This is a genomic window from Roseofilum sp. Guam (assembly GCF_017746735.1).
Classification (GTDB): Bacteria; Cyanobacteriota; Cyanobacteriia; order Cyanobacteriales; family Desertifilaceae; genus Roseofilum; species Roseofilum reptotaenium.
In genome coordinates this window covers 1-25,863 of the sequence record NZ_JAGHZN010000018.1, presented here as the reverse complement: position 1 = coordinate 25,863, position 25,863 = coordinate 1, and the positions used below count along the sequence as shown (strand labels likewise).

Here is a 25,863-nt window from a genome sequence, read left to right as displayed (position 1 = left end):
TCCCGACACTCACCCTGCGGGTAGAGTGCGGGCTTCTCCGCCTAGCTTTTTAGAACTAGGTTTCGCGTTTTTGAGTGAGGCTTTGCCCAGCCCCACTTTCTTAATCAAAATAGCTGAGTTTATATCTCTTGGCATTGACGCACCGCAATGGGGGCAATTATGCCAACGATCTGATAATTTCTTAGGAACTCTATTAAAGCAAATTGCACAATGTTGGGAGGTTCCGGATGGATTAACTTTCACCACCTTCCGACCAGCTTTTGCCGCTTTGTACGGAAGAATATCGTTCAAGAATCCACCTATCCCAGCATCCGCAAAACTTTTATTCAATCCAGATTTTGCCGATTGCCCATTAGGGAGATATGCCCCGTTTTCAGCTTTCTTGGGCTTGTTTTTTCGAGACATATTGGCAATTTTCAGATCTTCAACAAAGATAATCTCAGCTTTATCGATTAACTGGTTCGCCGTCTCAAAATGCCATTGCCGTCTTTGTCTAGCAATCTTCTGATGCAATTTAGCGATCCGATGATTTAATTTGCGGCGTGGCTTTGAACCTTTCTTCTTGAGATCGCGTTTGGATTGGAGCTTTTTAAGCTTCTGCTCAGATGGTCGATAAAACTTAGGCGCTTCCTTAATCTCACCGTCTGAACAGGCGACAAAATATTCCAGCCCGGCATCAACCCCAATACTATTGGACTCAGTTGGTTCTCTATCAATTTGTGAACAACAAGGAACTGATTTATCTTCCAGAGAAAGAGTGATGTACCAGCCATCAGCTTTTAAAGAAATAGAAGCTGTTTTGACCAAAAATCCTTCGGGTAGAGGGCGGTGCTTAATGAATTTGATTGAGCCAATCTTAGGTAAATTAATAAAATCGCCATTAATCCAATCATTTTTCGCCTGAGTATAAGTGAAAGTTCGGTAACGAGGTTTTCCCTTGAAACGAGGTTTTCCATTACGCTTTCCATTGCTATCTCCTTTGATAAAGCGATCAAAAGCAAGTTTAACTCTTTTAACCATATCTTGGAGAACTTGAGAATGAACTTCCTTATACCAAGAACGCTCCCTTTTTAGTTGCACTAATCGTCTTTTTTGAGCATAGTATTCAGGCTGCTCTCTCGGTTCTGCAATACTAGCGACTAATGGACAAGCGTTTACACAAGTGCGATTCATCTCCCACCAGTCAAAGCGATCGGCAAGAAACCCATTGTATTGTGACCGCAACATATCTAACCAGCGAGACATTCTGCATCGTTGGAGATAGGTCGGTTTAAGTCGGTACTGGTAGGATGTTCGCATGGTATGATTGCATCACTGTACCTATTATAGCACACAATCACCATGAAAGACGACTTTGTTTCAAGTGGTAGAGCGGTTTCTGACCTCAAGGCTCATTTAGTGCTGACCACAAAATACCGATGTCAAGTTTTTAATCAGGAAATACTGGATTTTTTGGGGCTTACGATATCTGATTTATGCCAGAAGTGGGATTGTAAATTGATTGAAATCAATGGAGAATCCGATCATATTCACATTTTGTTCCAATATTATCCTCAACTTGCTTGACCCAAATTTATCGCCAATCTTAAATCCGTCTCTAGTCGCAAGCTTAGATCTGAATTCTCTGAAAGGATAAATAGATTTTATAGGAAGTCTGTTCTATGGAATGAATCTTATTTTATCGCTAGTTGTGGAGGGGTCACTGTTTCAACATTGAAACGATATATTGAGCAACAAGGCTCCAACAAAGATGGAGAAGGAAGGGGTTCGATACCCCTTCCTTCTCCCGCCTCTCATCCCGACGCTCACCTAGTGCCTTCGGCACGGCTTCGCCAACGGTAGAGCGCGGGGCTTCCCTTCGTCTAGCTAACCGTAATCCACCCTAGCGCCTGGATTGCTCTAAAGTCGTGTATTAGACACTCGGTGCAGAGTTAGGGCACTTTACTCTTAGCTCAAACCATAACCTACATGTCCTAATTTAACGAGTTCACTGCTATACATCAAATTAGCTCCACCACGGTACTAGGGACAGTTTTTGTGATAAGTTAAGTTTTGTAAACAACTTCTCACGGAGACACCCATGGAGATTCCAGAATCCATTAAGCTATGGAGTCAATTCTTCCACCCCTTCTTAATGTGGGTTTTATTAGCCCTTATCCTCTATAGCATGTATCTGGGTTTCAAAATTCGCGAAACCCGCAGCGCTACCGGTGACGCAAAAAAAGAATTAATCAAAGGAAAATTTAACGCCAGACACCATAAAATCAGTTCCGTTATTCTAGCCTTGATGGTGACAGGAACTCTCGGAGGAATGGCCGTTACTTACATTAATAATGGTAAGCTCTTTGTTGGTCCTCATTTAATCGTCGGTTTGGCAATGACTGGAGTTATTTCTATTTCGGCAGCACTGACCCCTTGGATGCAAAAAGGAAACGATATCGCTCGATATAGCCATATTACGCTCAATACCGTTTTAGTTGGTTTATTTGCCTGGCAAGCAGTGACAGGTCTGGATATTGTGAACCGTATTTTAGAGAATATGTTCTCTTAAATCCATCCTCGAAAGGCAAGGGGCTTCAAACCCCCTTGTCCAAAGCAGCATTAGAGAACAGGGAATAGATCCAATCCCTAATTTTTCGGTTGGCGAGGGAAAGGACAGTTGTAGGTCTGGTGAAAGTCCTTGAGAATTTTATGATTGAGACAATGGGAAACCTGACGTACAATTTGGGCTAAGAGGCGATCGCCTGTTTTTTGAATTAAACCTTGGGGCAAAGCATGAATAAATTGGGGAAAGTACACCTTCACCTTTAAATCTAGCGTCCATTGGGCATAAGTCATCCTCCCCTCTTCACTCACCCGATCGACCGCTTCTACTAACTCCATCGAAGAGCGAAAATCAACCTCATAGCCGAGATCTACATCATCGGGGACAGGAATAGAGTCAATTGTATAGATCCCTTGTAGTTGGGGTTGCATTTCCAAGCCGACTTTTGGCTCCACATCATAGCCAAATGCACCAAATTGACCAATAATTAAAGCATAGCCATTCTTGCTAATCGGGCGAACTTTCATAGGAGCTGCACAACGGCAAAACCATCCCTGATGATCGTCAAGATACTTTGCAACGGTTTGGGGATGGGCATTAAATAAAAGTTTGCCTTCAGCTAATGTGGAAAATTGGAACGGTTCCTTGACGATTTCTTCCTGCGCCACAGTTTCCAATGACGTGTACTCTGGAACTGCCCCCAAAATTACATCCGATTGATTGTGGTCTTGCTCTAAACTTAAACTCGATTGAAGCTTCATGATTTTGAACTATCCCCATAATTCGACAATTGGCCACTGGGATAGAAGCTATCACCAGCACATTTACTCAATCGAGCAAATGATTTGATCCCCAATTTCTGGCTCAATTGGGTCAATCCATTTGACCTAATGCTTAGTGTACAAATCTATTCTTATTTTTTTATAATCCAGATCACACCTAGGCAGAGATCTGGATCGGCAGCGGTCTGAAAACCCTTAGAAAAGCAAGGTCGAGGCTGTAATGTTAATATTTGTAGAGAAAATTTAATCCCCCGAAAAACCATGAAAGCATTTGTAGCCGGAGCAACTGGAGAAACCGGAAAACGGATTGTTCACGAGTTAGTGAAGCGCGAGATTCCCACGATCGCCTTTGTTCGCGATCACCAAGCCGCCCGCTCCATTCTCCCAGATGAAGTAGAATTAGTTACGGGCGATCTACTCAATCGCGACAATCTCAAACAAGCATTGGGTGATAGTACCGTCGTTTTGAGCGCTCTGGGAGCAAGACCGAGCTTTGACCCTACTGGACCCTACCAGGTAGACTATGAAGGAATTAAAAACTTGGTAAACGTGTGCCAAGAAAAACAGATTCAACAGTTAGTCGTTGTCTCTTCTCTGTGTGTTTCCCAATTTTTCCATCCTCTCAATCTATTTTGGTTGGTATTGTGGTGGAAAAAGCAGGGCGAAGATTATTTAATCAAAAGTGGCTTACCCTACACCATTGTCCGGCCTGGGGGATTAAAAAATGAAGACAATAGCCAGGCGATCGTTATGTCTCAAGCTGATACCTTATTTGAAGGGAGTATTCCTCGTCAGAAAGTGGCGCAAGTCTGTGTAGAAGCCCTATTCTGTCCAGAGTCTCGGAATAAAATTGTAGAAATCGTCACTCAGGAACAAGCCGTAGAAAAAAGCTTTTCCGATTTGTTTGCTGCCGTTTAATTTATCCTTTGACATCCTCCCCGCCGGGCGCTATGCTCTGGACGGGGATTTCCCATCTACCTAAGCGCAAAGAAGGAGTTGGTTAGAACAGTTAGGTTATGGTTTGAAGCAATCGGCAATAGAGAACAGGCAATGTCCTAGTTCTTCATTTCACTGCTATAGTTGCCTAAATTTTGCACGAGTTGAAGTCTGACGCTTTCCTCCACGTCTGTTGGACACTGAGATCCCCAATATAGATCAACAGAAGATGGCAATTGCAAGCCATTCAGGTATAGTGAATCGAGACAAATAATCAGCGTTGGGTTAGGTTCGGTTGTGATTGCAGAAAGTATTGGAATTGGTTTAGGAGGTTCAGCTCTCCTGCTTTTATGGGCGATAGAGAATCAGTATCGAGGTCGCTCTGGGAATGAACTGGCCCTGAAGTTTGAACAGTGGCAAGGAGAATTTTTGGCGGCTGACCATTATCAGTTGGTGGGAGAAGCAGTTTTAATCAATGAAACCTCGACCTTGGAAATTATGGTTCCCGAAGTTTCCGTAGACGTGGAACTGCTTAGTAAGGGATCGTTGGAGGGAGTAAGCTGGAAAACTCGCGTGATTCCCCTGCACTCGGATGCTCCGAGTCGAGATGATGATTATTGGTTTGCCTATATTGTCAAAGTGGGTAAACAGACACGGTTCAAAATTAGCATTGAGATTACAGGGCCGAATTTGGATCGGGTGCAAACGGCTTGGATTAAAGTCAATTATGTCACCTATGGGCCGGAAGGACGGATCCCCAAAACGGGTCATTCGGTCTATGCGCTTCAGTATCCCAATACCTCTCAATTGGCTTCAGGACGAGAGGCAGAAGGGGCGCGGGTGTTTCCGATTCCGACCCATATTTTAACCGATCAGGACGATCCAGCGGCGGTCGTGGAGCGGTATGTTTTGCCTCATGCTCAACCCGGAGATATCGTGACTATTGGAGAAACCCCGATCGCCCTCATGCAAGGTCGGCTGCGCCATCCTACTACGGTAAAACCCGGATGGGTTGCCAAACGGATTTGTTATTATTTTCTCCCGACATCGAGTTTAGCCACGGCTTGCGGAATGCAGACCTTAGTGGATATCGTGGGGCCAGTGCGAGTGGCGTTTGCCTTTGTGGTCGGGGCTTTAGCCAAAGCTCTGTTGCGTAAACCCGGTGTCTTTTATCAACTCGCTGGAGATCAAGCGCGGTTAATTGATGATGTGACGGGAACCTTGCCCCCCTTCGATCAATTTATTGTTCTGGGGCCAGAGAAACCGGAAGAGGTGGTGGCTAAAATTAAAGAAAAAACGGGATTATCGGCGGCGATCGTGGATGTCAATGACTTGAAAGCCGTTAAAATATTAGCAGCGACCCCAGATTTATCGACGGAGTTGCTCACCAAAGCCCTCAGAAGTAACCCAGCAGGTAATGCTGACGAACAAACCCCCATTGTTCTGATTCGACCCCAAGGGTAGGCGACAACTTCAAAGAAAGGGTTTTCCTATTGCTAGAGTACCTCTTGCCTAATCCCCCCTGTCAATTGAGAGAATACCCCATGATACCAGCGTCTCCCCAAAATTTAGAAAAACAGACGGAAATCCGGAGTTTGCAACATCGAGACCTCGATGTGGTGGAAGCTTTACTTGATACGGGGGCTTCTTCTCCGATGCTGGGTAAGGATAAACCCTATTCGGGACAGGATATTCGCCAGTGGTTTGGAGTCTTAAAACTGTTGAGTTTATTTCCTAATCCCTGGCGCTATAAGCTGTCAATCCATGTGGCAGGGCAGCGTCAGCGCTCCGAAAGTACGGATGAACAAGTGGTGGGGGTGATCGAAATTTCGCCTTTTAACCGCACTCGCAGTACCTGGCGCGTTGATCGCGTGGGAGTGAGACCAGGAGTCTCGCGCTCGGGGATTGGTTCCGTACTCCTGCGCTATTGTATGCAAGCGGTGCGAGAAGCCAGAACTTGGTTGTTGGAAGTGGATGTGAATGAGGCGGATGAAATTGCCCTGTATCGGCAAAATGGGTTTCAGCCTTTAGCTCACATGACCTATTGGGCGATCGCCCCGGAACAGCTCGCGAAGTTAGCCCAACGGGAGCCAGATCTGCCCAATCTCCTACCGGTCAGTAATGCGGATGCGGGGCCCCTGTATCAACTCGATACCGTAGCCATGCCGCCTTTTGTACGCCAGGTCTTTGACCGCCATGTGGATGACTTTAAGACTCCCTTGGTGCAATCGGTGATTGACGGGATTAAGCAATGGTGGACAAAAACTGAGGTGGTGAGTGGTTATGTGTTTGAAACGCAACGGCAAGCGGCGATCGGCTATTTTCAGTTACACTTACAGCGTCAAGGTGAGGGCTACCATCAAGCGGAGTTGACAGTTCATCCCGCTTATACTTGGCTCTACCCAGAATTGATGGCGCAAATGGCTCGCATTACCCAAGAGTTTCCCCCCCAACCTTTATATTTAGCTTCGGCAGATTATCAACCGGAACGGGAGGAACATTTGCAGCAAATTGGTGCAAGTCGGATCGGTCATACGTTGATGATGTCGCGATCGGTTTGGCATAAATTGCGCGAGTCTAAGTTAGTGTCTCTCGAAGGTTTACAACTCTCGGATATGCTGCAAGGCTTGCAACCGGCTGGAAAACCGATTCCGGGACGGATGTCGATTCTCCATTCTTTGAGTTTGGAAGAGAATGCTGAAGACCTCTCCCCTGGTGGCAAAGAGGGTAATGGTGGCGTTGAAGGCGATGGCACTGGGGAGAACAGTTCATCGGTGGATCAATAATTTCAATCGCAGAAACCGGGTTTCTGACTATCTTCAGGCTCTTATTCTAAGTTCTGGGAGAAACCCGGTTTCTGGTTGCTAGTGCGATCGCCAATTTCCCTGGATCTAGATCGAGGTCAAAGCCTTATCTTTGTTCTCCCCTCTCTTGCTGCAATAGCTCTTCTAGCATCGGAACCACAGAAGGTAAGTCCTCATCAATGGTTACCCACATCCGGTCAAGATTCACTTGAAAGTATTCGTGAACCATCACATTTCTCATATCGCGCATTGAACGCCAAGGGATTTGAGGATAGCGAGATTGAATGGAGTCCGGGACATTAACCGCAGCCTCGCCAACAATCATAAAGTTATACAGAATGCCATGTAAAGTGAGTCTTTCGAGATCTTCAAAATCCTCGTAACTCATGCCCGCAGTGGCTTGTTGAATGCAGGCGATCGCCTCTAAAATGTCTTGTATCCGTAGATCCCAGGCTCTAGAAGGCACGAATTACCTCCTTAAGAACCGGTTCCCGTAAATGTTCTCTCAAGGCATCTTCTGTGCCCAAGTCTATGGCACAACCAAATAGATCTTCTAAATAGTGTTGTACTGCAAATAACTGAAACAAACCGCCAGACTCAGTGAACTCTACGAGAAAGTCAATATCGCTATCCGGCCCAGCTTCATCTCTAGCGACTGAGCCAAACAACTTGAGAGACTTGACTCCTAGGGTTTGTAGTTGTTCTTGGTGACTGGCTAATGTGGCCAGCACCTCTTCCTTGTTCATCGTTCGAGATAGCAGTTGCGTGATTATAGGGAAGTATAGCAATTGCGATCGCCTCCCGGAGGGCGATCGCCGTAGTCGAAGAAACCCGGTTTCTGACTCTCTTGAGGCTCTTACCCTAACTTCTCGGAGAAACCCGGTTTCTAAACCCTCGCAATAACTTATTAATATAAGATAAGCGAGATCGAAGTTACAGGAGATTGCATGATTTCAGCTTTGGGTTTGGATATCGGTCAGAAACGGATTGGGGTGGCAGGATGCGATCGCCTCGGATTACTTGCAACCCCTCTCACCACCATCTATCGTGAATCTTTTGAGACAGATGTGGCGCTCCTCAAACCGATCATTATTGAACGGGAAGTCAGTATTCTAATCATCGGTTTGCCCTATCTCATGGATGGACAATTAGGCACTCAAGCTCAACAAGTGCAAAAATATAGCGATCGCCTGCAACAGGCTCTTCAATTACCCGTCGAGTATGTAGATGAGCGTTGCACGTCCCTGGAAGCCAAAGAAATCCTCGTCTCCCGAAAACGCTCCCCATCTCACAATAAAGGATTAATTGATGCCCAAGCTGCCGCCTTAATTTTGCAACGTTGGCTCGACAATCGCGCATAACTTGAACAATACTCTAGGATATTCACCTCTCCATTAAACGAAGAGAGACAGAACCCGATCAAATCCTTTTACCCATTACCGATTACCCTTGTGCCGCGCGAAGCGCATATAAGATATGATGAAAAGTCGAAGTGAATCCGCGATCGCTGCGGTCAATAGGAAGTAACCCTCATGGCTCAAGAAGCAATGGAGAACGATCCCCTGACTGTATTCTTAACCGATTCTGGGGGACAGGAATTAGAATGCACAATTGAATATTCCTTTACCCATGAAAACGAAAACTATTTCGTTTTACTGCCCAAAGATACCCCTGTCGAAATTTTTGTCTGGCAAACTTCTGGAGAGGAAGAAAATCTAGTTCCGGTAGAAGATCCCTCTGTGATTGATGAACTGTTTAACTTAGCTAAAGCGGTTTTATCCGAACAAAATCTGCAACTCAAACGTACCGGAATTACACTCACTGTAGAAGGAGATATTCCTGATTTAGAAGAAGAGGATGATGAAGATATTGATGCCGATCTCGAATCATTCCAGTTATTAGCCAGCTTCTATTTTGGTGAAGATGAGTATGAAATTTCCACACCTTTAGACCCACTTTTCTTGCTCGGGAAAATGGCAGATAATGGTAAAGCCACCGAGCTGTCTGAAAGTGAACTCAAGAAAATTGAACATTTACTACCAGAGATTGAACAGACGTTAGAAGAAGAACTCTTGGCTTAACGCCTGAGAACACAATCCTTAGTCATGGCATAAATCGCCAAAATATTTAGGGTGCATCCGTAAAATCAGATAAAACTTGCTTGGTTATGACAACCCGTAATTCACGAATCACAAAGTGGTTCTTTTATTTAATGCTTTTACCCATCGTTGTTGCCTTCTCTGGATGGCAAGGATGGCGGTGGTGGAGTTGGGCTATTAGTCCTGTTATGTCTGCAAGTGCTGAGGCCAGGGATCATCAAGTGCTAGTTGAAATTGGCCTCGGAACTTCGGGACAACAAATTGGTGCGGATTTAGCCGATCTCGATCTCATTCGCTCAGAACAGGCTTGGAATATTTGGGCAAAATGGCTTAGATTACAAGCCAAACTTCAACCGGAGTTAGAAGGCTATTTCCAAGCGGGAACGTATCAGTTGTCTCCCACCCAGTCCTTACCGGAAATTGCGGCTCAAATTCGATCGGGAACCGTAATACAAACCACCTATACCATTCCAGAAGGCTGGACGTTGACCCAAATGGGGGATTATTTTGAAGACCAAGGATTTTTTACATCCCAAGAGTTTTTAGACGCAGTTAATCGAGTTTCTGCCCAAGATTATCCTTGGTTACCTTCTGTGCCAAAATTGGAGGGGTTTTTATTTCCAGATACTTATCAGATTTCTGGGGATAATTTGACAGCCGATCGCATTGTTCAACAGATGTTAACTCAATTTGAACGGGTGGCCCTGCCTCTGTATCAAAAAGCTCAAGCGCAAACGGATTTGAGTCTTTTGGAGTGGGTGACCTTGGCGAGTATTGTAGAAAAAGAGTCGGTTGTGGCTCAAGAACGAGGGGTGATTTCTGGGGTATTTCATAATCGACTGCGAACAGGAATGACTCTAGGCGCTGATCCCACGGTGGAATATGGTTTGGGAATTAAGCAAACCCCGGATCAACCGTTAACTTTAAAGGATGTGAATACTCCGAATCCTTATAATACCTATTTGAATCCAGGATTACCGCCCACGCCGATTGCTGCTCCTGGAACAGCGAGCTTAGAAGCAACCCTCTATCCGGAAACAACGGAGTATCTGTATTTTGTGGCTCGCTATGATGGGACACATATTTTTAGTCGCACTCTCAATGAACATAACCAAGCGATTAACCAAGTTGCCCAACAACGTTAACCCTAAATGGGTCTCATTTTTTGTCCTATGTCTTCTAATCTTCTCTTGCAACCGGATCTCGTTCTTGGTGGCCCAATTTTGGATTTAACGCCAGATTTGTTGCGCTTGCACGATCTCAAAGGTCTGATCCTAGATGTTGATGATACTCTTGTGCCCATAAATTCACCAGGTGCTTCTGATGACTTAAAAAACTGGATTGCACAGATCAAACCCTTGGTTCCCATTTGGCTTGTGAGTAATAACCTAAATTGGATTAGAATTCGGGCGATCGCTGAGTGTTTAGACTTGCCGTTTATGATGGGAGCGGCTAAACCTTCCCGGCGAAAATTGCGTCAGGCTGCCGAAAATATGGGTTTACCGATTGAGCAAATCGCAATGGTTGGCGATCGCCTGTTCACAGATGTCTTAGCTGGGAATCGTTTGGGAATGTTTACAATTCTAGTTGAACCCATGGTTGATCCCCACCACGGTTATCGACCGTTTGATGTTCGATCCTTTGAAGTGTGGTTATCTCAGATGTTGGGCGCTCGCTTGAGTCCTTCCGTACAAAACTTTACAAATCTTGATAAAACCTGAAAAAACGAAATATAAAGAAAAGATTACGAATCGGGGATCATCAACAAATTGATGCAATTATGAGAATTAGTTCAAATGGGGTCAGCCAATATAAAGACCCTAAAGATAAATCCCTGTAAATATTTTACCCTGGTAAAGCGCTGGCCCTCACTATAGAGAAGCCGGCGCTTTCCGCATCGTAAAGGAAGCTGCTGTAAGACTGGGGATCGCAGAAGCGATCGCCGAGATATACCGCTTCGCGCTAGGCAATAGGCAATAGAAAATATGCGAACGCTCCCTTTCTCTGCTACAGGCAAAAAGAAGTAGGGGCGAAAAGTTTTTCGCCCCTACTTAGGTTTTGAGAATTCAACCCTGTACTCTATAACAGAGTAAACTGCTGTATTTTGGGTTGCATATTCTATGTCCCTAACCCTTGTCATTAAAATTGGTACGTCCAGCCTGACCGATCCGGAAACCGGAAATCTGGCCCTATCGACCTTAGCCCTATTAGTTGAAGTCTTAAGCCAACTGCGCCACCAAGGTCATCGTGTGATTTTAGTCTCTTCGGGAGCCATCGGAGTCGGGTGTTCGCGGTTAGGCTTGAAAAAGCGCCCCCGTGATATTGCCCTCAAACAGGCGATCGCCGCTGTTGGCCAAGGTCGCTTAATGCGGATTTACGATGACCTATTCACCACTCTCGATCAGGCGATCGCGCAAGTACTACTGACTCGCAGAGATCTAGAATCAAGAGTCTCCTATGTCAACGCCTACGATGCCTTTCAAGAACTACTCGATTTGGGCGTGATCCCCATCGTCAATGAAAACGATACCGTTGCTACAGACGAACTGAGACGGAAATTTGGAGATAACGATACCCTAGCTGCCCTAGTTGCCAGTCTAGTGGAAGCAGATTGGCTATTTTTACTCACAGATGTGGATAAACTCTATTCTGCCGATCCCCACTTGGTTCCCGATGCGCAACCTATTGCCCACGTTCATAACCTGGAGGAGTTAACCGAGGTGGAAGCGGGAGAGGCTTCTACCTGGGGTACCGGAGGCATGAGTACCAAAATCGCCGCTGCTCGTATTGCCACCAATGCAGGAGTGCGGATGGTGATTATGCAAGGACGCTATCCCAACCAAATTCCACGGATTTTAGATGGGGATGAAATTGGCACTCAATTTCATCCCGCTCCCCGAACACTAAATGCTCGTAAACGGTGGATTGCTAATGGGTTGGTTCCCTCTGGCACCGTGGTTCTCGATCCAGGCGCAGTTAAAGCCATTTGCGATCGCGGAAAATCCCTATTAGCCGTCGGAATTTCTGAGGTAATCGGCCAATTTCAGGTCTCAGAAGCCGTGACGCTTTGCGATCTTGAGGGTAAGGAAGTCGCTCGCGGAATCGTCAACTATGGCAGTGATGAATTAGATTTAATTAAGGGCTATCGTTCGGATGACATTCCTGACCTTTTAGGATATGAAGGTTCGGATACGGTGGTTCATCGAGATGATTTAGTTTTGATGTAATAGAGCGCTGAGGGGAGGGAATTCAGAATAAGGAATGGAAAAAAACCCGATTTTTCCCTTACTCGTAATAGCGTTCTTCTAGCCAAACCCGTACCTCTTGCTCAGAGTCAAACATCAAGTGTTGGTGGCTGAGGGGATCGTAAACGTGATAAATCCAATTCCCATCTCGGTCTTTTTTCTCGGTAATGCGAGGTTCATCGCTGTACCACCAAATGGCAACAAAATAGTTCCAAAGCTTCTGGAGGCGATCGCCTGGAAAAATAGAATGGGGAAGCTGAGGTACGCTTTTTAGATCGGTTAAATGTAACTGCGATCCTTTCGTGATTTCTGGAACAGTAGTGGTATTTTTCATGGATCGTGCCCTCAATGCTGATCAATGGTGGTAGACAGGGGATAGAAATCTGTCAATAATCGAAAAATTCGTTGCCCCTACTTGCTATATCTCTAGTTTGGACAAAAGCCAGAAAAAAAAACAGATGCAATTGAGCTAAATTGTAACCATAACAGTTTTCCTTCTAGAAACTGTTATGGTTAATAAGATCAAGAACTGTACTGGAGCATTATGCACTTACGACCTATTGAGCAAACCCAAGGTGCGAACTTATATGAACAGGTGGCCAATCGTATTCAGGTCTTAATTGCTGAAGGAACCCTGCAACCGGGCGATCGCCTGCCTTCGGTGCGAAAAGTTCATCAACAAATGTCAGTGAGTATTTCTACTGCCTTAGAAGCCTATCGTCTCTTAGAAGACCGGGGACTCATTGGGGCTAAACCCCAATCTGGCTATTTTGTACGCTCGCTTAAATCGCCTCCGGAACCGGATCGCTCTTCCCCAACCCAAAAATCCTGTCGAGTGGATACGTCCCTCGTCTTTCAAGTGAATTCTATGCTCCGCGATCCAGAAATCATTCAACTTGGAGCTGCTGTACCCGGAATGGACTTATTTCCTCTGTCCACCTTAAACCGTCTCATGGGTCAAGTGATGCGCCAAAATCCAACCTTAGCCCATAGTTATACTCCGCCTCCAGGATGTCTTGAATTTCGCCGGGCGATCGCCAGACGGTTATTGGATGCGGACTGTGCAGTAACCCCAGATCAAATTGTGGCCACCCATGGAGCCACGGAAGCAGTGTATTTATCCTTACGAGCAACCACCCAACCCGGAGACACCGTGGCGATCGCCTCACCGTGCTATTATGGATTACTCGAAACCCTATCTACACTTCATTTACGAGCCTTAGAACTTCCCACCCATCCCAGGGAAGGAATTTGTCTCACTGCCCTAGAAACGGCTCTCAAACGGAAACAAATTAGCGCCTGTGCCCTAGTCTCTAATTTTAGTAATCCCCTGGGAACTTGCATGAGCAATGAGAAAAAACAAGACCTAGTGGAATTACTCGCCCGGCATCAAATTCCCCTGATTGAAGATGATGTTTATGGTGACTTGTCCTTTGATGGCGATCGCCCTAAAGCCATCAAAGCCTTTGATAAAGATGGATTTGTTCTATACTGTGCATCCTTTAGTAAGGTCTTATCTCCAGGATTACGAGTCGGTTGGGCCATTCCCGGACGCTATCAAGCTACAGTGGAACGACTTAAGCTAACAGTAAATATGAGTACTTCTCCAGCGAGTCAACTGGCGATCAGTGCCTTTTTAGCCAATGGAGGATACGATCGCCATCTGCGAAACCTGCGCCGCGCTTATGAACAGCAAATGCTACAAATGATTCAAGCCATTTGTCATCACTTCCCTGAAGATACAAAAGTTACTCGTCCCACAGGTGGCCATGTACTTTGGATTGAACTTCCTCCCCACTTCGATGCCATGGAACTCTTCCATAGAGCGGGCCAACATAAGATCAGTATTTCCCCAGGAATTATGTTTTCACCATCTGGAAGCTATGGCAATTGTTTCCGGCTCAATTCCGGTTTACCGTGGTCACCACAAATCGAACAAGCCATGGAAACCTTGGGACGGTTAATTAGCGAACAAGAGAAATGAGGGAAGATGGGGAAGATAGCTAATGACCTAATTCCCCATGACCAGCCCTTCATGCTATAGACACTTAAGGAGCAAATCAGGTGATTACCATTAGTCCAATAGACACCATTTTAGATCGGGCCCTATCGGGTCAAGATATCTCAACGGATGAAGCCATTCTATTATTACAGCAAAGGGATTGTGGAGTAATTGAAGCGATTCGAGAAACCAGCGATCGCCTGCGAAAACAGCAAATCGGCAACACCGTCACCTATGTCATCAATCGCAACATTAATTTCACCAACATTTGCGAACAACATTGCAGTTTTTGTGCTTTTCGTCGAGATGCCAACGCTCCAGAATCCTATTGGTTAACCATAGAAACGATACTCCAGAAAACGACGAATGCAGTAGAGCGAGGAGCTACCGAGATTTGTATGCAAGGGGGCTTAAATCCAGCAGCAAAAATCGAAGGAAGCACCTTAACCTATTATGTCAAACTTGTACAAGAGATCAAAAGCCACTATCCCCAACTCCATTTTCATGCCTTCTCTCCTCAAGAAATCCAGTTTATCGCCAGAGAAGATCAAATGAGTTATGAAAGTGTCATCTCTAGCCTACAAGAAGCGGGTTTGGGATCAATACCAGGAACTGCTGCTGAAGTGCTTGACGATCGCGTTAGATCCATCCTTTGCCCCGAAAAAATCAACACCCAAACCTGGGTAGAAATTATCAGCACTGCTCACCGTTTAGGAATGCCTACTACTAGCACCCTATTATCTGGACATATTGAAACCCCCGAACAGCAAATCACCCACTTAAATCATCTGCGAACCCTACAGCAAAAGTCCCTAGAATCCTATCCATCAGCCATTACAGAATTTATTTTGTTGCCCTTTGTTGGTCAAGACGCACCGCCCATTATTCGTCATCGAGTTGGGCGAGATCAACCCCTATTATCTGATGCTTTATTGCTCACCGCAGTTGCTCGAATTTTTCTGGGTAATTGGATTATGAACCATCAACCCAGTTGGGTAAAATTAGGCTTAGATGGGGCAACCGAAGCCTTAAATTGGGGATGTAATGATATCGGTGGAACTCTGATGGAAGAACATATTAGTACCATGGCGGGGGCCCAGGGAGGAACTTGTATGGAAGTGGGAAGCCTACAAACTGCGATTCGCTCCATCGGCCGAGATCCACAACAGCGAGATACCCTTTATAGGGCTATTCCCGGGTAATGGCGAATAATGATAAAAGTATCTTAATGGTTCATTTTCTCCATCGTTAACGGATTGATATTCTATGGCTAGAACTCGATTTGTCGTTTGTCGGCTGATGCTCCATTTAGCAGGGGATCAGATTGCGCCTTTGCTGGGTGTATTGAATGAAAAGGCACAAGAAGCGATTAATGCAGAAGGGGATATCAGCGTTTTGGGTGAGGGGTTGGTCGATATTGCTGAATCTTTACTGCAATCTGAATCCTATTGGCGATCGGCGGCGAATGAAGGGGATGTGATATGGAAGGAGGCGGAAGCAGCAGATTATGTGCAAGAGTTGTTTACGGATTCGGCCCAGCGCTATTTGAGCCAGCCAGATTTAAGTGATAATGACGATGACGATTTGCTTTCCCTGCCGATTACAGAGAATATTGTAGTGATGATGACGATCGCCTTTGAAGGAGAATCGCCCGATCTAGAAACGGATTTAGCCAGCTTCAGCGCCCTACAGAAGGGATTAAAAACAATGATTAATCTCCATTATCAAGACCGATTGCGAGCAGTGCAAGTCCATTTTTCTCCCGCTCGATTGGGCGATCGCCTCACGGAGGATCAACTGTTACTCAATTTCTCTGAGCTGATCCCTCTCTAGCTCATGGCACAATAGCTTTAAGGAAACCTGATAACATAACCCAATTCAATTCTATGTGGCGCAAATTCTTAACTGTCTTTCTGTGTTTTACCTTACTCCTGACCACAACTGCTTGTGGTGGCTCATCGAAGCAAACGGTCAGTTCAACCCAAACCGCGAGTGCTCCTGCGCCCGTGCGTAACCCGGTCTCTAGCGGAGAATATCCGGTACAACAAGCTACCTATGATGATGGTACGGGGGAGTATGGCTTGATGTTACTGAATACTCCGGCAGGAACTGGCCCCCTATTTCGCACGAGTGATGTACAGATGGCACGACTCACGGATGAGCAGATTCAAGCGGGAAAAAGCACTTATGCTGAAATTGAAGGCGATCGCGCTCTTCTCTATATGACTCCAGATTTTCAAATCCAATATGTTCATAATGTGACTGAAGATCGGACTAACCCGCAAACGGGACAAACAGAAACGGTTATTGTGCGCCGAGAATCTAATTTCTGGACACCGTTTGCAGGAGCATTAGCAGGACAGGCAGTTGCCAATATGCTCTTTAGTCCAACTTATTATGTACCCCCTGTCTATCAAGCTGGAACAGTAATGACTGGTTATGGTGGCTATGGCAATACCTATAATCAAGCTGTAAACAGTTACCAAAGTCGCTATAATCAACCGCCAGCAGCAGTTAAAAATCGTCAAACTCTCCGCACAACTGGCAATCTCCGTTCTCCCAGTACCACCACCAACGGTAAACCCAATTCGACTAATGCCAATCGCTCGACGGGTTCTGGGTATGGTAGCTCTAACTTGCGCTCTTCTGGCAATTCCCAATCCAAACAGCGTACATCCAGTTTTGGCAGCGGAACCTCCCGTCGCTCTTCCGGATTTAGCAGTGGTCGCAGAAGACGGCGTTAATAATGGGTAATAAATAGGTAATGGGTAATAGGGAATATCCCTATCTCCGTGTCTCCCCATTTCCCCATTCCTCCATCACCCTCAACTGCCCAATTGCTTCAAAGCGTCCAGGGCGCGTTTAAAATTGGTAACATCTGCTTGAGTATCAAAAAGCGCAGCAGCTTGTTGTAAATCAGAGATCGCCCCTTCCTGATCTCCAATTCGAGACCGGGCTAACCCCCGGTTTCCGTAGGTAAAAGCATTCTGAGGTTCAAGTTCTAGCGCTCGACTATAATCGGCGATCGCATCTTGCCATTGTTCTTTCCCAGCATAGCGATTGCCTCGATTGAGATAAGCCAGAGCTAAATTTAACATTAAGGTCACGTTCTGGGAATCCCCATGGGAAATCACCCGTAATTTTCCCGTGACTGCTCCTCTCATATCTCCCCGATTTTCATAGATCATCGCCATATTGTCTGGTAAATTCAAAGGAGATGAATGATCCCATAAAGCCTGATGTTCACCCCCCTCCTGATCGGCGATCTGGGCGGAAAGGCCAACCCCTTGATCTCTATGCCATAATTTCAGAGCTTCTTCATACACTTGAATTGCCTCTGAGTAGCGCTGGAGTCTTTGTAATAAATGACCTTGTAGCTCTTGGAGATGAATATCATGAGGAACTAAAGTAATCGCCTGTTCAATGGATTTCAGAGCTTCATCATATCGATTTAACCAGACTAGTTCTTCTGCTCGCGCCCGCCAAGCCGGTGCAAAGGTGCCCTCACTTTCAGTAATGGCTTCTTCAAAAGCAGCTAATGCCTCGTTGTAGCGTTTTTGAAAGCGCAACATCATGCCTAAACCGTACCAAGCTTGATAGAAAGATTGATCCTGTTGAATAGCCCAATTAAAGGCGAGCATTGCTTCTTCGTACTGCTCCAATTGCCAGAGGTTCATACCATAATTAAACCAGGCAATCTTATCCGTACTACTCCCTGGTATTTCCAAATGTTTCAACAGAGAGTCCCGGATATGCTCAAGTGCAGTGGCGTGTAACTGCGGGGGAGGATTAGAGTCTAACTTTAGCCAGGCGGGATCAATTTCCACAGAAGAGGCTAAGTCCAAAAAGGTCTCAATGGGGATTCCCACTCCATAGCCCAACTTCAGGGGACGAATTTCCCCCTCTTCATCTTCTTTAATTTCCCCCGAACCCCGACCATGAACCCCAATCACATGACCTTGAGTATCTAATATTAATCCTCCACTCATTCCGGGAGCAGTCAAATTAGAGTAAACCATTTCATAGCCATAGGTTAGAGATAAAGACTCAATTCCCGGTTGCCTTTGGGTTACTTCTAGGGCACTTTGGATCTGGGAATCCTGACTGAGCAACCGCCCAGTACTTAAGAGGCGTGTGGGAGGATGGGAGGTTCGCTTTGGAGAAGATACTGGCCAACCGGATACAAAGACATAATTTAAGCTCTCGGAGCTACGCCAATCATAGTTTCCTAACGTCGCGACTTGATACGGTCGATGACTCTCAAATTCTACAATGGCTAAATCTACACCTTTTAGAGGTCGTATTTGTTCTGGGTTGATGGGGTAACACTGACCATCTGGAGCCACCAGGTGGTAATCCGTTGGGTTACGGATAACATGCTCGGCGGTTAAGGCATAATAGGTTGAATTATTCTGGCCAATGATGATCCCAGAGCCAATACTTTTAGAGTTAGCAATCAAGACCGTTGTTTTTTGGGCGATCGCATCCACTTGGTGAACTAAGTTCAGATTAACCCATTCTGGAACAGCTTCAGCGATTCGGTGTATGGGAATACCCCAAGCCACTTCTCTCATTTGATTTTGCAAGGGAACCTTGGGTCGAGATCCATCCTCAAAAACATAGGGATTGCCCCAGAGAGGGTAAGGCATCATGCCATTAATACTCATCAGTTCTCCCCTCAAATTTAGGACTGGGCCCCCACTCATCCCTTTATAAATATCGTTGGTATATCCGATCTGATATCCCTGTTGTAGGGATTGATCGGGAATCAACGTAATTTCGCCTTTGGTTAAATTCAAAGTTTGTGTCTCATCTGAAAATCCCGCTGCTATAACTTTTTCATTGATCATTAACGTCGCCGATGATCCCAGTTGAGCAACTTGATAATCCTCTGATGATTGGAATTGTAGGAGTTCTACATCTTGCTGATTCAGAGGTAAATCTTGGAGAACCCTAGCTCGATAAACCCGACCATCAGGCATTTCGATCTGATAAGAGTCTCCTGTTGCAATGACATGACGAGTCGTTAAAACCGTATAAATTGCTCCATCTCGGTGAATTAAGGTTCCTGAACCCCCAGTGGTTCCAGTATTCACTTTAACTGTAATTGTCTGAGCTATGTTTTTTATTTCTGTATATGATAAGCTAGTTCCATTAGGAGTATGGTTACAGAGAGGATAAGACACTTGCTCATGAAGCAGTTTTAAGGATAGCCCTAGGGATAAACTGCTTAGACCAGCCACCAACACTATCACGAGGCGTTTCATTGTTAATCCACTCCCAATCTATGAATTACCCTCATCCCACCTCTATTCTGATGGGCTTGGCTTACTAAAATGCACTCCTCCATATCACATAATACCGTTTATGGGAATAGGGGTAAAACCCCTTGTATGAAATCCGAGGTAGCTTCCCACCCCTCTACGAAAGCGAGTATCCAAATTTATGTCAATAAGTAGGACTAGAAAAACAGTCCAACAGAAAGAACAGTAGGAACTTAAAAGAGAGAGATTAATCAGAAAGACTATTTTGTAGTTCATTCAGTTCAGTCAATTGTCCGGATCATCAGAGCATTACTCGCGAATTATTCTTCCAGCAATCCCCATTTTTGGGCATAAAAAAGCATATATTGCTCCCTTGAAACCGAAGGATTGAAGCTCAATCAGCCATCAAGGTTGAGTTGGGTGTTTGGTGTCATTTAATTAAGTTACTGAGTGTAAAAAAACACCAAACTGATTGAGTAAGTGAACAACAGTAGTGAGGAAGAAAGAACACTTAACACAAGGGCAGTTTAAACACTAGCTACGGTTGTGTTGAGTCTATTAATTAGTGTAGCGAGAAAAATGGATCACTTCAAGTTTGCCAACAAAAATTAGGGAGTTAGTTCAATAGAGAAAAGACAAAAAAAAGAACCGATCTCGGTTCCTAAACCTATTTTTTAGCTCTGACTAACGAGAATTTACTGAATCATTTTCTACGGTAGCTTGATCCATGAGTTGGTTTAAATCAATATAGATTTGATCCGTATTTGACCCTTGTAATAAAGGATTTAAACCATATTGACCGACATCAAATAAATCCTGAATGACACGACTTGCACTCTCTCCTGGTTGGAGGGTAAACAGGAGTCCTGTACAGGGTCCTCCCAAGACACTAGAGACACAAATGACATCCAGACCATCTTGAATACCCGTAGTGATAAAATTAGCAATTCCCTGTTCCTGGTAGGTTTGTAGGCGATTGGAAACTTGTTCGCATCGAGTCTGAGGATCGTAGCCAAAAGGCGTAAAATATTCAGAAACCCAGCGAATAATGGGAATATTTCCTCTAGGAACGAGAGCAAGCGTTGTGGGAATACCATCACGGGAAGCGCCACAAGCAAAGGTTTGAGTTTGATTGCTCTTGATTTGGGCGGTTGCCCCAACCGCCAATAAGGACAATATCAAGGCTGTAACTGTAGATTTGAGCTTCATAGGAGTATTTGGGATAACTGAAGCTAGACAAAAAAAATACAAAGGTGGACAACTGACTATGCTAGTTCAGGTTCTACTTTACCATTTCTGACTCCGGAATAAAGAACCGGATCAAAGGGGATTTGATGATATATCCTTAACTGAAAAGACTAAAGGGCAGAAGATCGCACTCCAACAGCAGTGGGTCATAGCTTGCTCAGGATTCAGATTACTTGAGGAGTATAGCAGTATGAAATACGGCCTTCATGGGTTAGTCATTTTCGGATTAATGATGGCTCATTTTCCAGGTCGATCGCTACCAGCGATCGCCTCTCCAATACCATCCTATGTGTCCCAGGCTGAAGATATTACCGGAGAATGTCGGGCTGCTGGTCGGGGAACTTTCATCCACTACGAACCTAGTGATGATTCGGGCAAAATTCGTGCCCTTCAAGTCAACGATCGGGTGATCTTAGGGGGAAACGTACAAAATGGATGGATCGCTATCACTGAGCCAACTGTAGGTTTTGTCCGTACTAGAGACCTCAAACTCTGTACAACGGAAAAAATTACCCTCTGTGCTAGTGTGGGTACATTTATTTATCAAGACCCTTCTACCGGATCTAAACCGATTAGAAGTGTTCTTCCTGATGAATCTGTTGTGATGACAACAGAGTTAGTGGATGGATGGCGTACGGTACTAGAACCCCGTCCGGGATTTATTCAACAAGGGCGCTTAAAGGAGTGTGAAGAGTCCTCTTCAAGAGTTCCTGCTCTACCGAGTCGTACCTCAACTGCTCTGGCTCAACCCAGCACGAGTTTATGTCATCGAGTCACCCCTTTAGTTGATGATGGTCTCAATGTGCGCTCTGTACCTACGGAAGCAGGGATGGTTGTTGAAACGTTAACTCCAGGAACTCTGGTAATGCTGCGATCGACAACAGCTCGAATGGATAGTACCGGGCGATCTTGGGTTTCTATCATTTCTCCAGTCTCCGGTTGGGTTTCGGATGGGTTTGAGGGAAATAAACGCAATTTAAGGCCTGTCTCGTGTGGGACTACTCGATAAACGCAAGAGGGATAAGGCAATAGCTTTTGGTACTTCGGGTTTTAGCGTTTGATCGGGTAGCCTATGATAGCTGTAAGAGTGAACGGTTGTTCGCTCTTACAATCCGGTCTGATGGATAGTTGAAAGGACTATAAATGAGTGGTTTGGGCGATCAATTGCCGAAACCGCTATATCCTGAAAGATGACTTTTAAAACAGGACTTCATCGTATGTTAATCCTCATGGAAGCTGGATCGTTTCCTCTCGCCTTTACCCTGGTGTATGTGGTTGGATTTATTGCTGCGGTGGCGATCGGTTCGATCGCCTGGTACAACTCTAAGCGCCCCGCAGGATGGGAAGATGCAGAAAAACCCGATTATATTCCCGACATGAATAAAGACAAAACAGACTCTTAAAGCTTTGTTCTCCTCTAGTGCGTAGCGCTCTACGTGAGTTGGAGGCGCACCATAAAAAAGCCATCCATCTGATGACGGTGAGGCCAAATCTTAATCCAGCCTTCAGGGGTAGACAAATGAGCTAAGGGTTCTGGCGATAATGCTCCGCATCGCTGACGCGATCGCACGGGAGAAATCTTCCACTGGGGGTTCTGGTCTAAAAAGAGGCTAATCACCTGCTCATTTTCCTGGGGGTCGAGGGTACAAGTGGAGTAGACCAAAAGTCCCCCAGGTTTCACCCAAGATGCGGCTTTTGTCAACAGTTCCTGTTGTAGCATCGATAGCTGTTCAATGGACTCTGGAGACTGTCGCCACCGGGCATCGGCATGACGGTGGAGTGTCCCTAACCCGGAACAGGGAACATCGACTAAGACGCGATCGCCCTTTTTGGAAAACTCCTCAATCTCGCGCAGATCCCCTACACGGGTTTTAATCGAGTGTAAATCCAGACGTTGAGCATTTTGGCTGACCTTTTTCAAGCGCGAACCTTGGCGATCGCATCCCCAAATTGTGCCGCGATCACCCATTAATTCGGCTAAATGGGTCGTTTTGCCTCCAGGAGCAGCACACCCATCGATCGCCACTTCTCCGGGTTGTGGATCGAGCAAATACCCCACCAGTTGGGCGCTACCATCTTGGATGCTCCACCATCCTTGCTCAAAACCGGGTAACTGCTGCACCGCTCCTACTTTTTTCAATAATCTCAACCCTTGGGGAGAATAGGGCAGTCGCTCCACCGGAATATCCGAGTCCTGGAAAGCCTTTTCGACTGCTTCCACCGAAGTTTTATGAATATTCACCCGCAGATCCAGATGGGGAGGATGGTTAAACCACTCACATAACTGTTCCGTTTCCGTTTCCCCGAGTTGGGTTAACCATTTTTCCACGATCCAGTCGGGATAACTATGGAGAATTGCCAAACGTTGGGCAACTGGATCGGGTAACTTCAGGGGATCGCCAGGTAACCTCGTATACTGTCGCAATACTCCATTTACCACTCCAGATAAGCCTCGTAAACCATTATTTTTTGCCAACTCCACCGTCGTATGCACCACCGCAGGAGCTGGAATTTGATTCAGATACCGCAGTTGATACAAGCCTAAATAGAAAATTAACCGTAAATCCGCCGGTTGCTGCTCAATCGGTTTACGAGCAAATTGACCGATCAGCGCATCGAGCGATCGCTTGCGTCGCACGACCCCATACACCAATTCTGTGACCAAACCCCGGTCTACCATTGCCAGTTGTGCCCCATTCAAGCCCCGATTTAAGGCTACATCGGTATAAGTGTCGCGGCGATCGATCTCCTTGAGAATTGAAAATGCAACTTGACGAGGATTAGCGTTAGGCATGTCAACTTTTTCCAGACCGACCTGTTAATGATACAGCGCTTCGCGCGGTAATCGGCAGAAGGGTAATCAGCAGAAGGGTAAACCATTTTTGATGCTATAGCGCCCATTTTAAGGACATTTCATGGGAATGCCCTTAAAAGAAAAATTTAGACCTCATTACAGCACAAAGTGCTGGATCGATCCGACTCCTTAGCCGTTATTCTTTCTACGCAGTTGAGTAGTGCCCAAACCGAGTAACATTAAACCAGCCACAGCAGAGGGTTCGGGTACGCCAACGGGGTCTTCAACCTTGGCGATGGTAGTAGCTGTGCGATCGCTCGCCGAAGTCCGTACTCCATATTTTTCCTCCAAGGCCTGTTCTTTGGCCTTAGCTTGGGCTACGATCTCTTGGCGCGTACCGGCGAGAAGGTCTTGAATCTCCCGCTTTAAACCTTTACGCTTTTGTTTTTGTACATTGCGTTTGGCGATCGCTGCTTTGCGACGTGCTGTCGGTTCTACCATCGCGTCTTCATTGGCTACATATCTAGGGTTATCTGCACGGATTTGATTGATTAAGTCGCCATAAGCACGGTTTGCTGTTTTCCAGTCATCCTGAGCTGTGGCTAAAGCCTCAGTTCCGTACTTCTCATTAATCTTCTGGATTTCCTTGTTGGCGTTCTTGATCTCATCCTGGAGGAACTTGCGGTATTTCTCATCTTTAGTGTTCCAGGTGGGATCGTTGGCTTCTCTCTCATTCAACTCGGCAATCTGCCCTTCTGTTTTAGAGATAAATTTAATCTGCCTTTGAATGGTATTCGCTGCATTTCTGACGTTTAAAGCGACTTGTCGATTAGCCGAGATTTCATTGAAACTAGGAGTTCCTTTCCGAATCTCTTTGTTCTCGTTCCAATGGTCTTTAATTTCTTCATTCCAGATCCGCTTTTGTTCAGCCTGGAGACGATTATACTCATCCTTGATGGTCTGGAAGTCATCATCCCAAATCCATTCCACACCTAGTTGTTCGGCTTGCTCATCTAGGGGGAGCGGTTGGGTCAAAGCCTTGAGATTGAATTCAAAGGCAATGAGGTGTTCTCCTGCATGATCAAATCCAGAAGCATCAAATCCTAAATCACTCAAACGAGTGCTGTCAACAAAAGAAAATCCATCATTGTAGGCACGAGTTCCTTGAGCCATCACATTGTATCCTGGCCCAGTGAGGTTGTAGTAGGGGTTATTCCCACCTAGCTCATTGGATTGGATATCTCCAAAGAAGTTGGTGACATCAGAGTCCACCAAATCCATGTAGTTGCTATAGGTGCGGTGACCAAAGTTGTGCATCCCTACCCCTTGAGCGGTCACACTATTGTAAACACCGACTTCAGGAGCATTAGAATCATTGGCTTGGGAGAAGTTAATCGCAAAGAGCTTACCGGCGTTTTGAGCTTCTTCAAAGGTTTGCTTACCAGAAGTGAAGAAGAGGTCACCCCAAGCGATCGCGTTGCTACTGCGATCGCTTCCTTCGCCATTAATACTTGTGTTCCCAGTCATCACCACAACGACTTTCCCATCGTTGGTTACCGTAGTAGCCATTCCTCGCATGTCGTATAGCGGGCCGTCTGTATTATCTCCAACTGCATCTTGAGTGAATTGCCAACCATTGATGTTTTGGTTTCTCTGGTGGGCCATGCCATCATTGTTACAATCGAGGAAAACGCTGAACGTTCCTCCTAAAGAGGCTGCTTGTGCAGGGGAGGTAAAGAGTGTAGCTAAACCGAGAGTCGTTAATGTTCCGAGGAACTGAGTTGTCGTCTTGTAGGTCATGATTAATTCTGCTAAAACTCTGTCTGTTGTTGTTTGTCTTTTTTGATATCACCCTCTCATGAGAAGCGGGATGATATCCTTTAGAAGCACACGTATCTCTCAGAATAATTTAAATTATTCATTTCCGTAAATTGTCGAGACTACTGAATTGAGGTTGAAAGAAACTTGAAGCGTATAGGGGGATTCTATCATGTAATTAATTAATCCTGTAAAATACGGGTTTTTAACCAAAGATTTATGAAAGATATACTCTCCACTATCTTGAGTAATATCAAATCTATTTATTTACGCTACAGAGATCTGTAGGGGCGGGTTATACCCAAATCTTGTAGACTGACAACTAT

24 protein-coding genes and 1 pseudogene are annotated in these 25,863 nt (G+C 45.5%); 16 read left to right on the top strand and 9 right to left on the bottom strand.

What is annotated here, in order from left to right:
* Nucleotides 1–9: 9 nt before the first annotated feature.
* A complete protein-coding gene (locus tag J7529_RS08730; RefSeq protein ID WP_318728662.1) occupies nt 10–1,299 on the bottom strand; it encodes a transposase in 1,290 nt (429 codons plus the stop codon).
* Between the two features lie 42 nt (nt 1,300–1,341).
* Between J7529_RS08730 and tnpA the strand changes: the two are divergent.
* Both tnpA and J7529_RS08720 read left to right on the top strand, forming a co-directional pair.
* Nucleotides 1,342–1,842: pseudogene (gene tnpA / locus J7529_RS08725) on the top strand (IS200/IS605 family transposase).
* Nucleotides 1,843–2,080: 238 nt separating this feature from the next.
* Nucleotides 2,081–2,551, top strand: a complete 471-nt coding sequence (locus J7529_RS08720) for a DUF4079 domain-containing protein (RefSeq protein ID WP_318728661.1) — start codon at nt 2,081–2,083, stop codon at nt 2,549–2,551.
* A 77-nt stretch (nt 2,552–2,628) separates the two neighbouring features.
* Here the strand turns inward: J7529_RS08720 and J7529_RS08715 are convergent, their stop codons facing one another.
* The gene (locus J7529_RS08715) at nt 2,629–3,306 is read right to left on the bottom strand and encodes a DUF1997 domain-containing protein (RefSeq protein ID WP_318728660.1); all 678 of its coding nucleotides are present in this window, start codon (nt 3,304–3,306) and stop codon (nt 2,629–2,631) included.
* Nucleotides 3,307–3,588: 282 nt separating this feature from the next.
* Between J7529_RS08715 and J7529_RS08710 the strand changes: the two genes are divergently transcribed.
* The 3 genes from J7529_RS08710 (at nt 3,589) to J7529_RS08700 (ending at nt 7,049) form a co-directional block, all read left to right on the top strand.
* Nucleotides 3,589–4,245, top strand: coding sequence for an NAD(P)H-binding protein (locus tag J7529_RS08710; RefSeq protein WP_318728659.1), 657 nt, complete (start codon nt 3,589–3,591; stop codon nt 4,243–4,245).
* Nucleotides 4,246–4,560: 315 nt separating this feature from the next.
* A complete protein-coding gene (locus tag J7529_RS08705; protein WP_318728658.1) occupies nt 4,561–5,727 on the top strand; it encodes a hypothetical protein in 1,167 nt (388 codons plus the stop codon).
* 80 nt (nt 5,728–5,807) lie between these two features.
* Nucleotides 5,808–7,049, top strand: coding sequence for a GNAT family N-acetyltransferase (locus J7529_RS08700; protein ID WP_318728657.1), 1,242 nt, complete (start codon nt 5,808–5,810; stop codon nt 7,047–7,049).
* A 124-nt stretch (nt 7,050–7,173) separates the two neighbouring features.
* Here J7529_RS08700 and J7529_RS08695 read toward each other — a convergent pair whose 3' ends face one another.
* Nucleotides 7,174–7,533, bottom strand: coding sequence for a DUF86 domain-containing protein (locus tag J7529_RS08695; RefSeq protein WP_318728656.1), 360 nt, complete (start codon nt 7,531–7,533; stop codon nt 7,174–7,176).
* Complete coding sequence (locus J7529_RS08690; RefSeq protein ID WP_318728655.1) at nt 7,523–7,813, bottom strand: nucleotidyltransferase family protein; 291 nt, start codon at nt 7,811–7,813, stop codon at nt 7,523–7,525. The genes J7529_RS08695 and J7529_RS08690 overlap by 11 nt, the downstream gene beginning before the upstream one ends.
* A 201-nt stretch (nt 7,814–8,014) precedes the next feature.
* On the opposite strand from J7529_RS08690, the gene ruvX reads away from it, so the two are divergent.
* From ruvX to proB, 5 genes are all read left to right on the top strand, one after another.
* The gene (gene ruvX, locus J7529_RS08685) at nt 8,015–8,428 is read left to right on the top strand and encodes a Holliday junction resolvase RuvX (RefSeq protein ID WP_271940047.1); all 414 of its coding nucleotides are present in this window, start codon (nt 8,015–8,017) and stop codon (nt 8,426–8,428) included.
* Nucleotides 8,429–8,599: 171 nt separating this feature from the next.
* Complete coding sequence (locus J7529_RS08680) at nt 8,600–9,148, top strand: DUF3727 domain-containing protein (RefSeq protein WP_271940046.1); 549 nt, start codon at nt 8,600–8,602, stop codon at nt 9,146–9,148.
* A gap of 86 nt (nt 9,149–9,234) precedes the next feature.
* Nucleotides 9,235–10,311 (top strand): endolytic transglycosylase MltG, encoded by a 1,077-nt coding sequence (gene mltG, locus J7529_RS08675; protein ID WP_271940045.1) that lies wholly within the window; start codon nt 9,235–9,237, stop codon nt 10,309–10,311.
* 27 nt (nt 10,312–10,338) lie between these two features.
* Entirely contained in the window at nt 10,339–10,887 is a 549-nt protein-coding gene (locus J7529_RS08670) for a YqeG family HAD IIIA-type phosphatase (RefSeq protein WP_271940044.1), read from the top strand.
* Between the two features lie 399 nt (nt 10,888–11,286).
* Nucleotides 11,287–12,393 (top strand): glutamate 5-kinase, encoded by a 1,107-nt coding sequence (gene proB / locus J7529_RS08665; RefSeq protein WP_271940043.1) that lies wholly within the window; start codon nt 11,287–11,289, stop codon nt 12,391–12,393.
* Between the two features lie 58 nt (nt 12,394–12,451).
* Here the strand turns inward: proB and J7529_RS08660 are convergent, their stop codons facing one another.
* Nucleotides 12,452–12,745: a hypothetical protein gene (locus J7529_RS08660; protein ID WP_271940042.1), complete on the bottom strand. Its 294-nt coding sequence runs from the start codon at nt 12,743–12,745 to the stop codon at nt 12,452–12,454.
* A gap of 210 nt (nt 12,746–12,955) precedes the next feature.
* On the opposite strand from J7529_RS08660, the gene J7529_RS08655 reads away from it, so the two are divergent.
* The 4 genes from J7529_RS08655 to J7529_RS08640 all read left to right on the top strand — a co-directional run bounded on the left by J7529_RS08655 (nt 12,956) and on the right by J7529_RS08640 (nt 17,157).
* Entirely contained in the window at nt 12,956–14,395 is a 1,440-nt protein-coding gene (locus J7529_RS08655; protein WP_318728654.1) for a PLP-dependent aminotransferase family protein, read from the top strand.
* A gap of 83 nt (nt 14,396–14,478) precedes the next feature.
* Nucleotides 14,479–15,615: a 7,8-didemethyl-8-hydroxy-5-deazariboflavin synthase subunit CofH gene (gene cofH, locus J7529_RS08650; protein WP_413038851.1), complete on the top strand. Its 1,137-nt coding sequence runs from the start codon at nt 14,479–14,481 to the stop codon at nt 15,613–15,615.
* 64 nt (nt 15,616–15,679) lie between these two features.
* Nucleotides 15,680–16,246: a DUF1517 domain-containing protein gene (locus tag J7529_RS08645; protein ID WP_318728652.1), complete on the top strand. Its 567-nt coding sequence runs from the start codon at nt 15,680–15,682 to the stop codon at nt 16,244–16,246.
* A gap of 53 nt (nt 16,247–16,299) precedes the next feature.
* On the top strand, nt 16,300–17,157 hold the full coding sequence (locus J7529_RS08640) for a hypothetical protein (RefSeq protein ID WP_318700305.1): 858 nt from the start codon (nt 16,300–16,302) through the stop codon (nt 17,155–17,157).
* Nucleotides 17,158–17,238: 81 nt separating this feature from the next.
* Here J7529_RS08640 and J7529_RS08635 read toward each other — a convergent pair whose 3' ends face one another.
* Together J7529_RS08635 and J7529_RS08630 are read right to left on the bottom strand one after the other, a co-directional pair.
* On the bottom strand, nt 17,239–19,680 hold the full coding sequence (locus J7529_RS08635; RefSeq protein WP_318728651.1) for a tetratricopeptide repeat-containing serine protease family protein: 2,442 nt from the start codon (nt 19,678–19,680) through the stop codon (nt 17,239–17,241).
* Between the two features lie 681 nt (nt 19,681–20,361).
* Nucleotides 20,362–20,886: a COP23 domain-containing protein gene (locus tag J7529_RS08630; RefSeq protein WP_271940036.1), complete on the bottom strand. Its 525-nt coding sequence runs from the start codon at nt 20,884–20,886 to the stop codon at nt 20,362–20,364.
* A gap of 229 nt (nt 20,887–21,115) precedes the next feature.
* Between J7529_RS08630 and J7529_RS08625 the strand changes: the two genes are divergently transcribed.
* Together J7529_RS08625 and psb35 are read left to right on the top strand one after the other, a co-directional pair.
* A complete protein-coding gene (locus J7529_RS08625) occupies nt 21,116–21,934 on the top strand; it encodes an SH3 domain-containing protein (protein WP_318728650.1) in 819 nt (272 codons plus the stop codon).
* A 208-nt stretch (nt 21,935–22,142) separates the two neighbouring features.
* Nucleotides 22,143–22,328: a photosystem II assembly protein Psb35 gene (gene psb35, locus J7529_RS08620; protein WP_271940138.1), complete on the top strand. Its 186-nt coding sequence runs from the start codon at nt 22,143–22,145 to the stop codon at nt 22,326–22,328.
* Between the two features lie 29 nt (nt 22,329–22,357).
* On the opposite strand, the gene J7529_RS08615 is transcribed toward psb35, so the two are convergent.
* Nucleotides 22,358–23,719: a 16S rRNA (cytosine(967)-C(5))-methyltransferase gene (locus J7529_RS08615; protein WP_318728649.1), complete on the bottom strand. Its 1,362-nt coding sequence runs from the start codon at nt 23,717–23,719 to the stop codon at nt 22,358–22,360.
* Between the two features lie 189 nt (nt 23,720–23,908).
* Nucleotides 23,909–25,519, bottom strand: a complete 1,611-nt coding sequence (locus J7529_RS08610; protein ID WP_318728648.1) for an XDD3 family exosortase-dependent surface protein — start codon at nt 25,517–25,519, stop codon at nt 23,909–23,911.
* Nucleotides 25,520–25,863 lie beyond the last annotated feature (344 nt).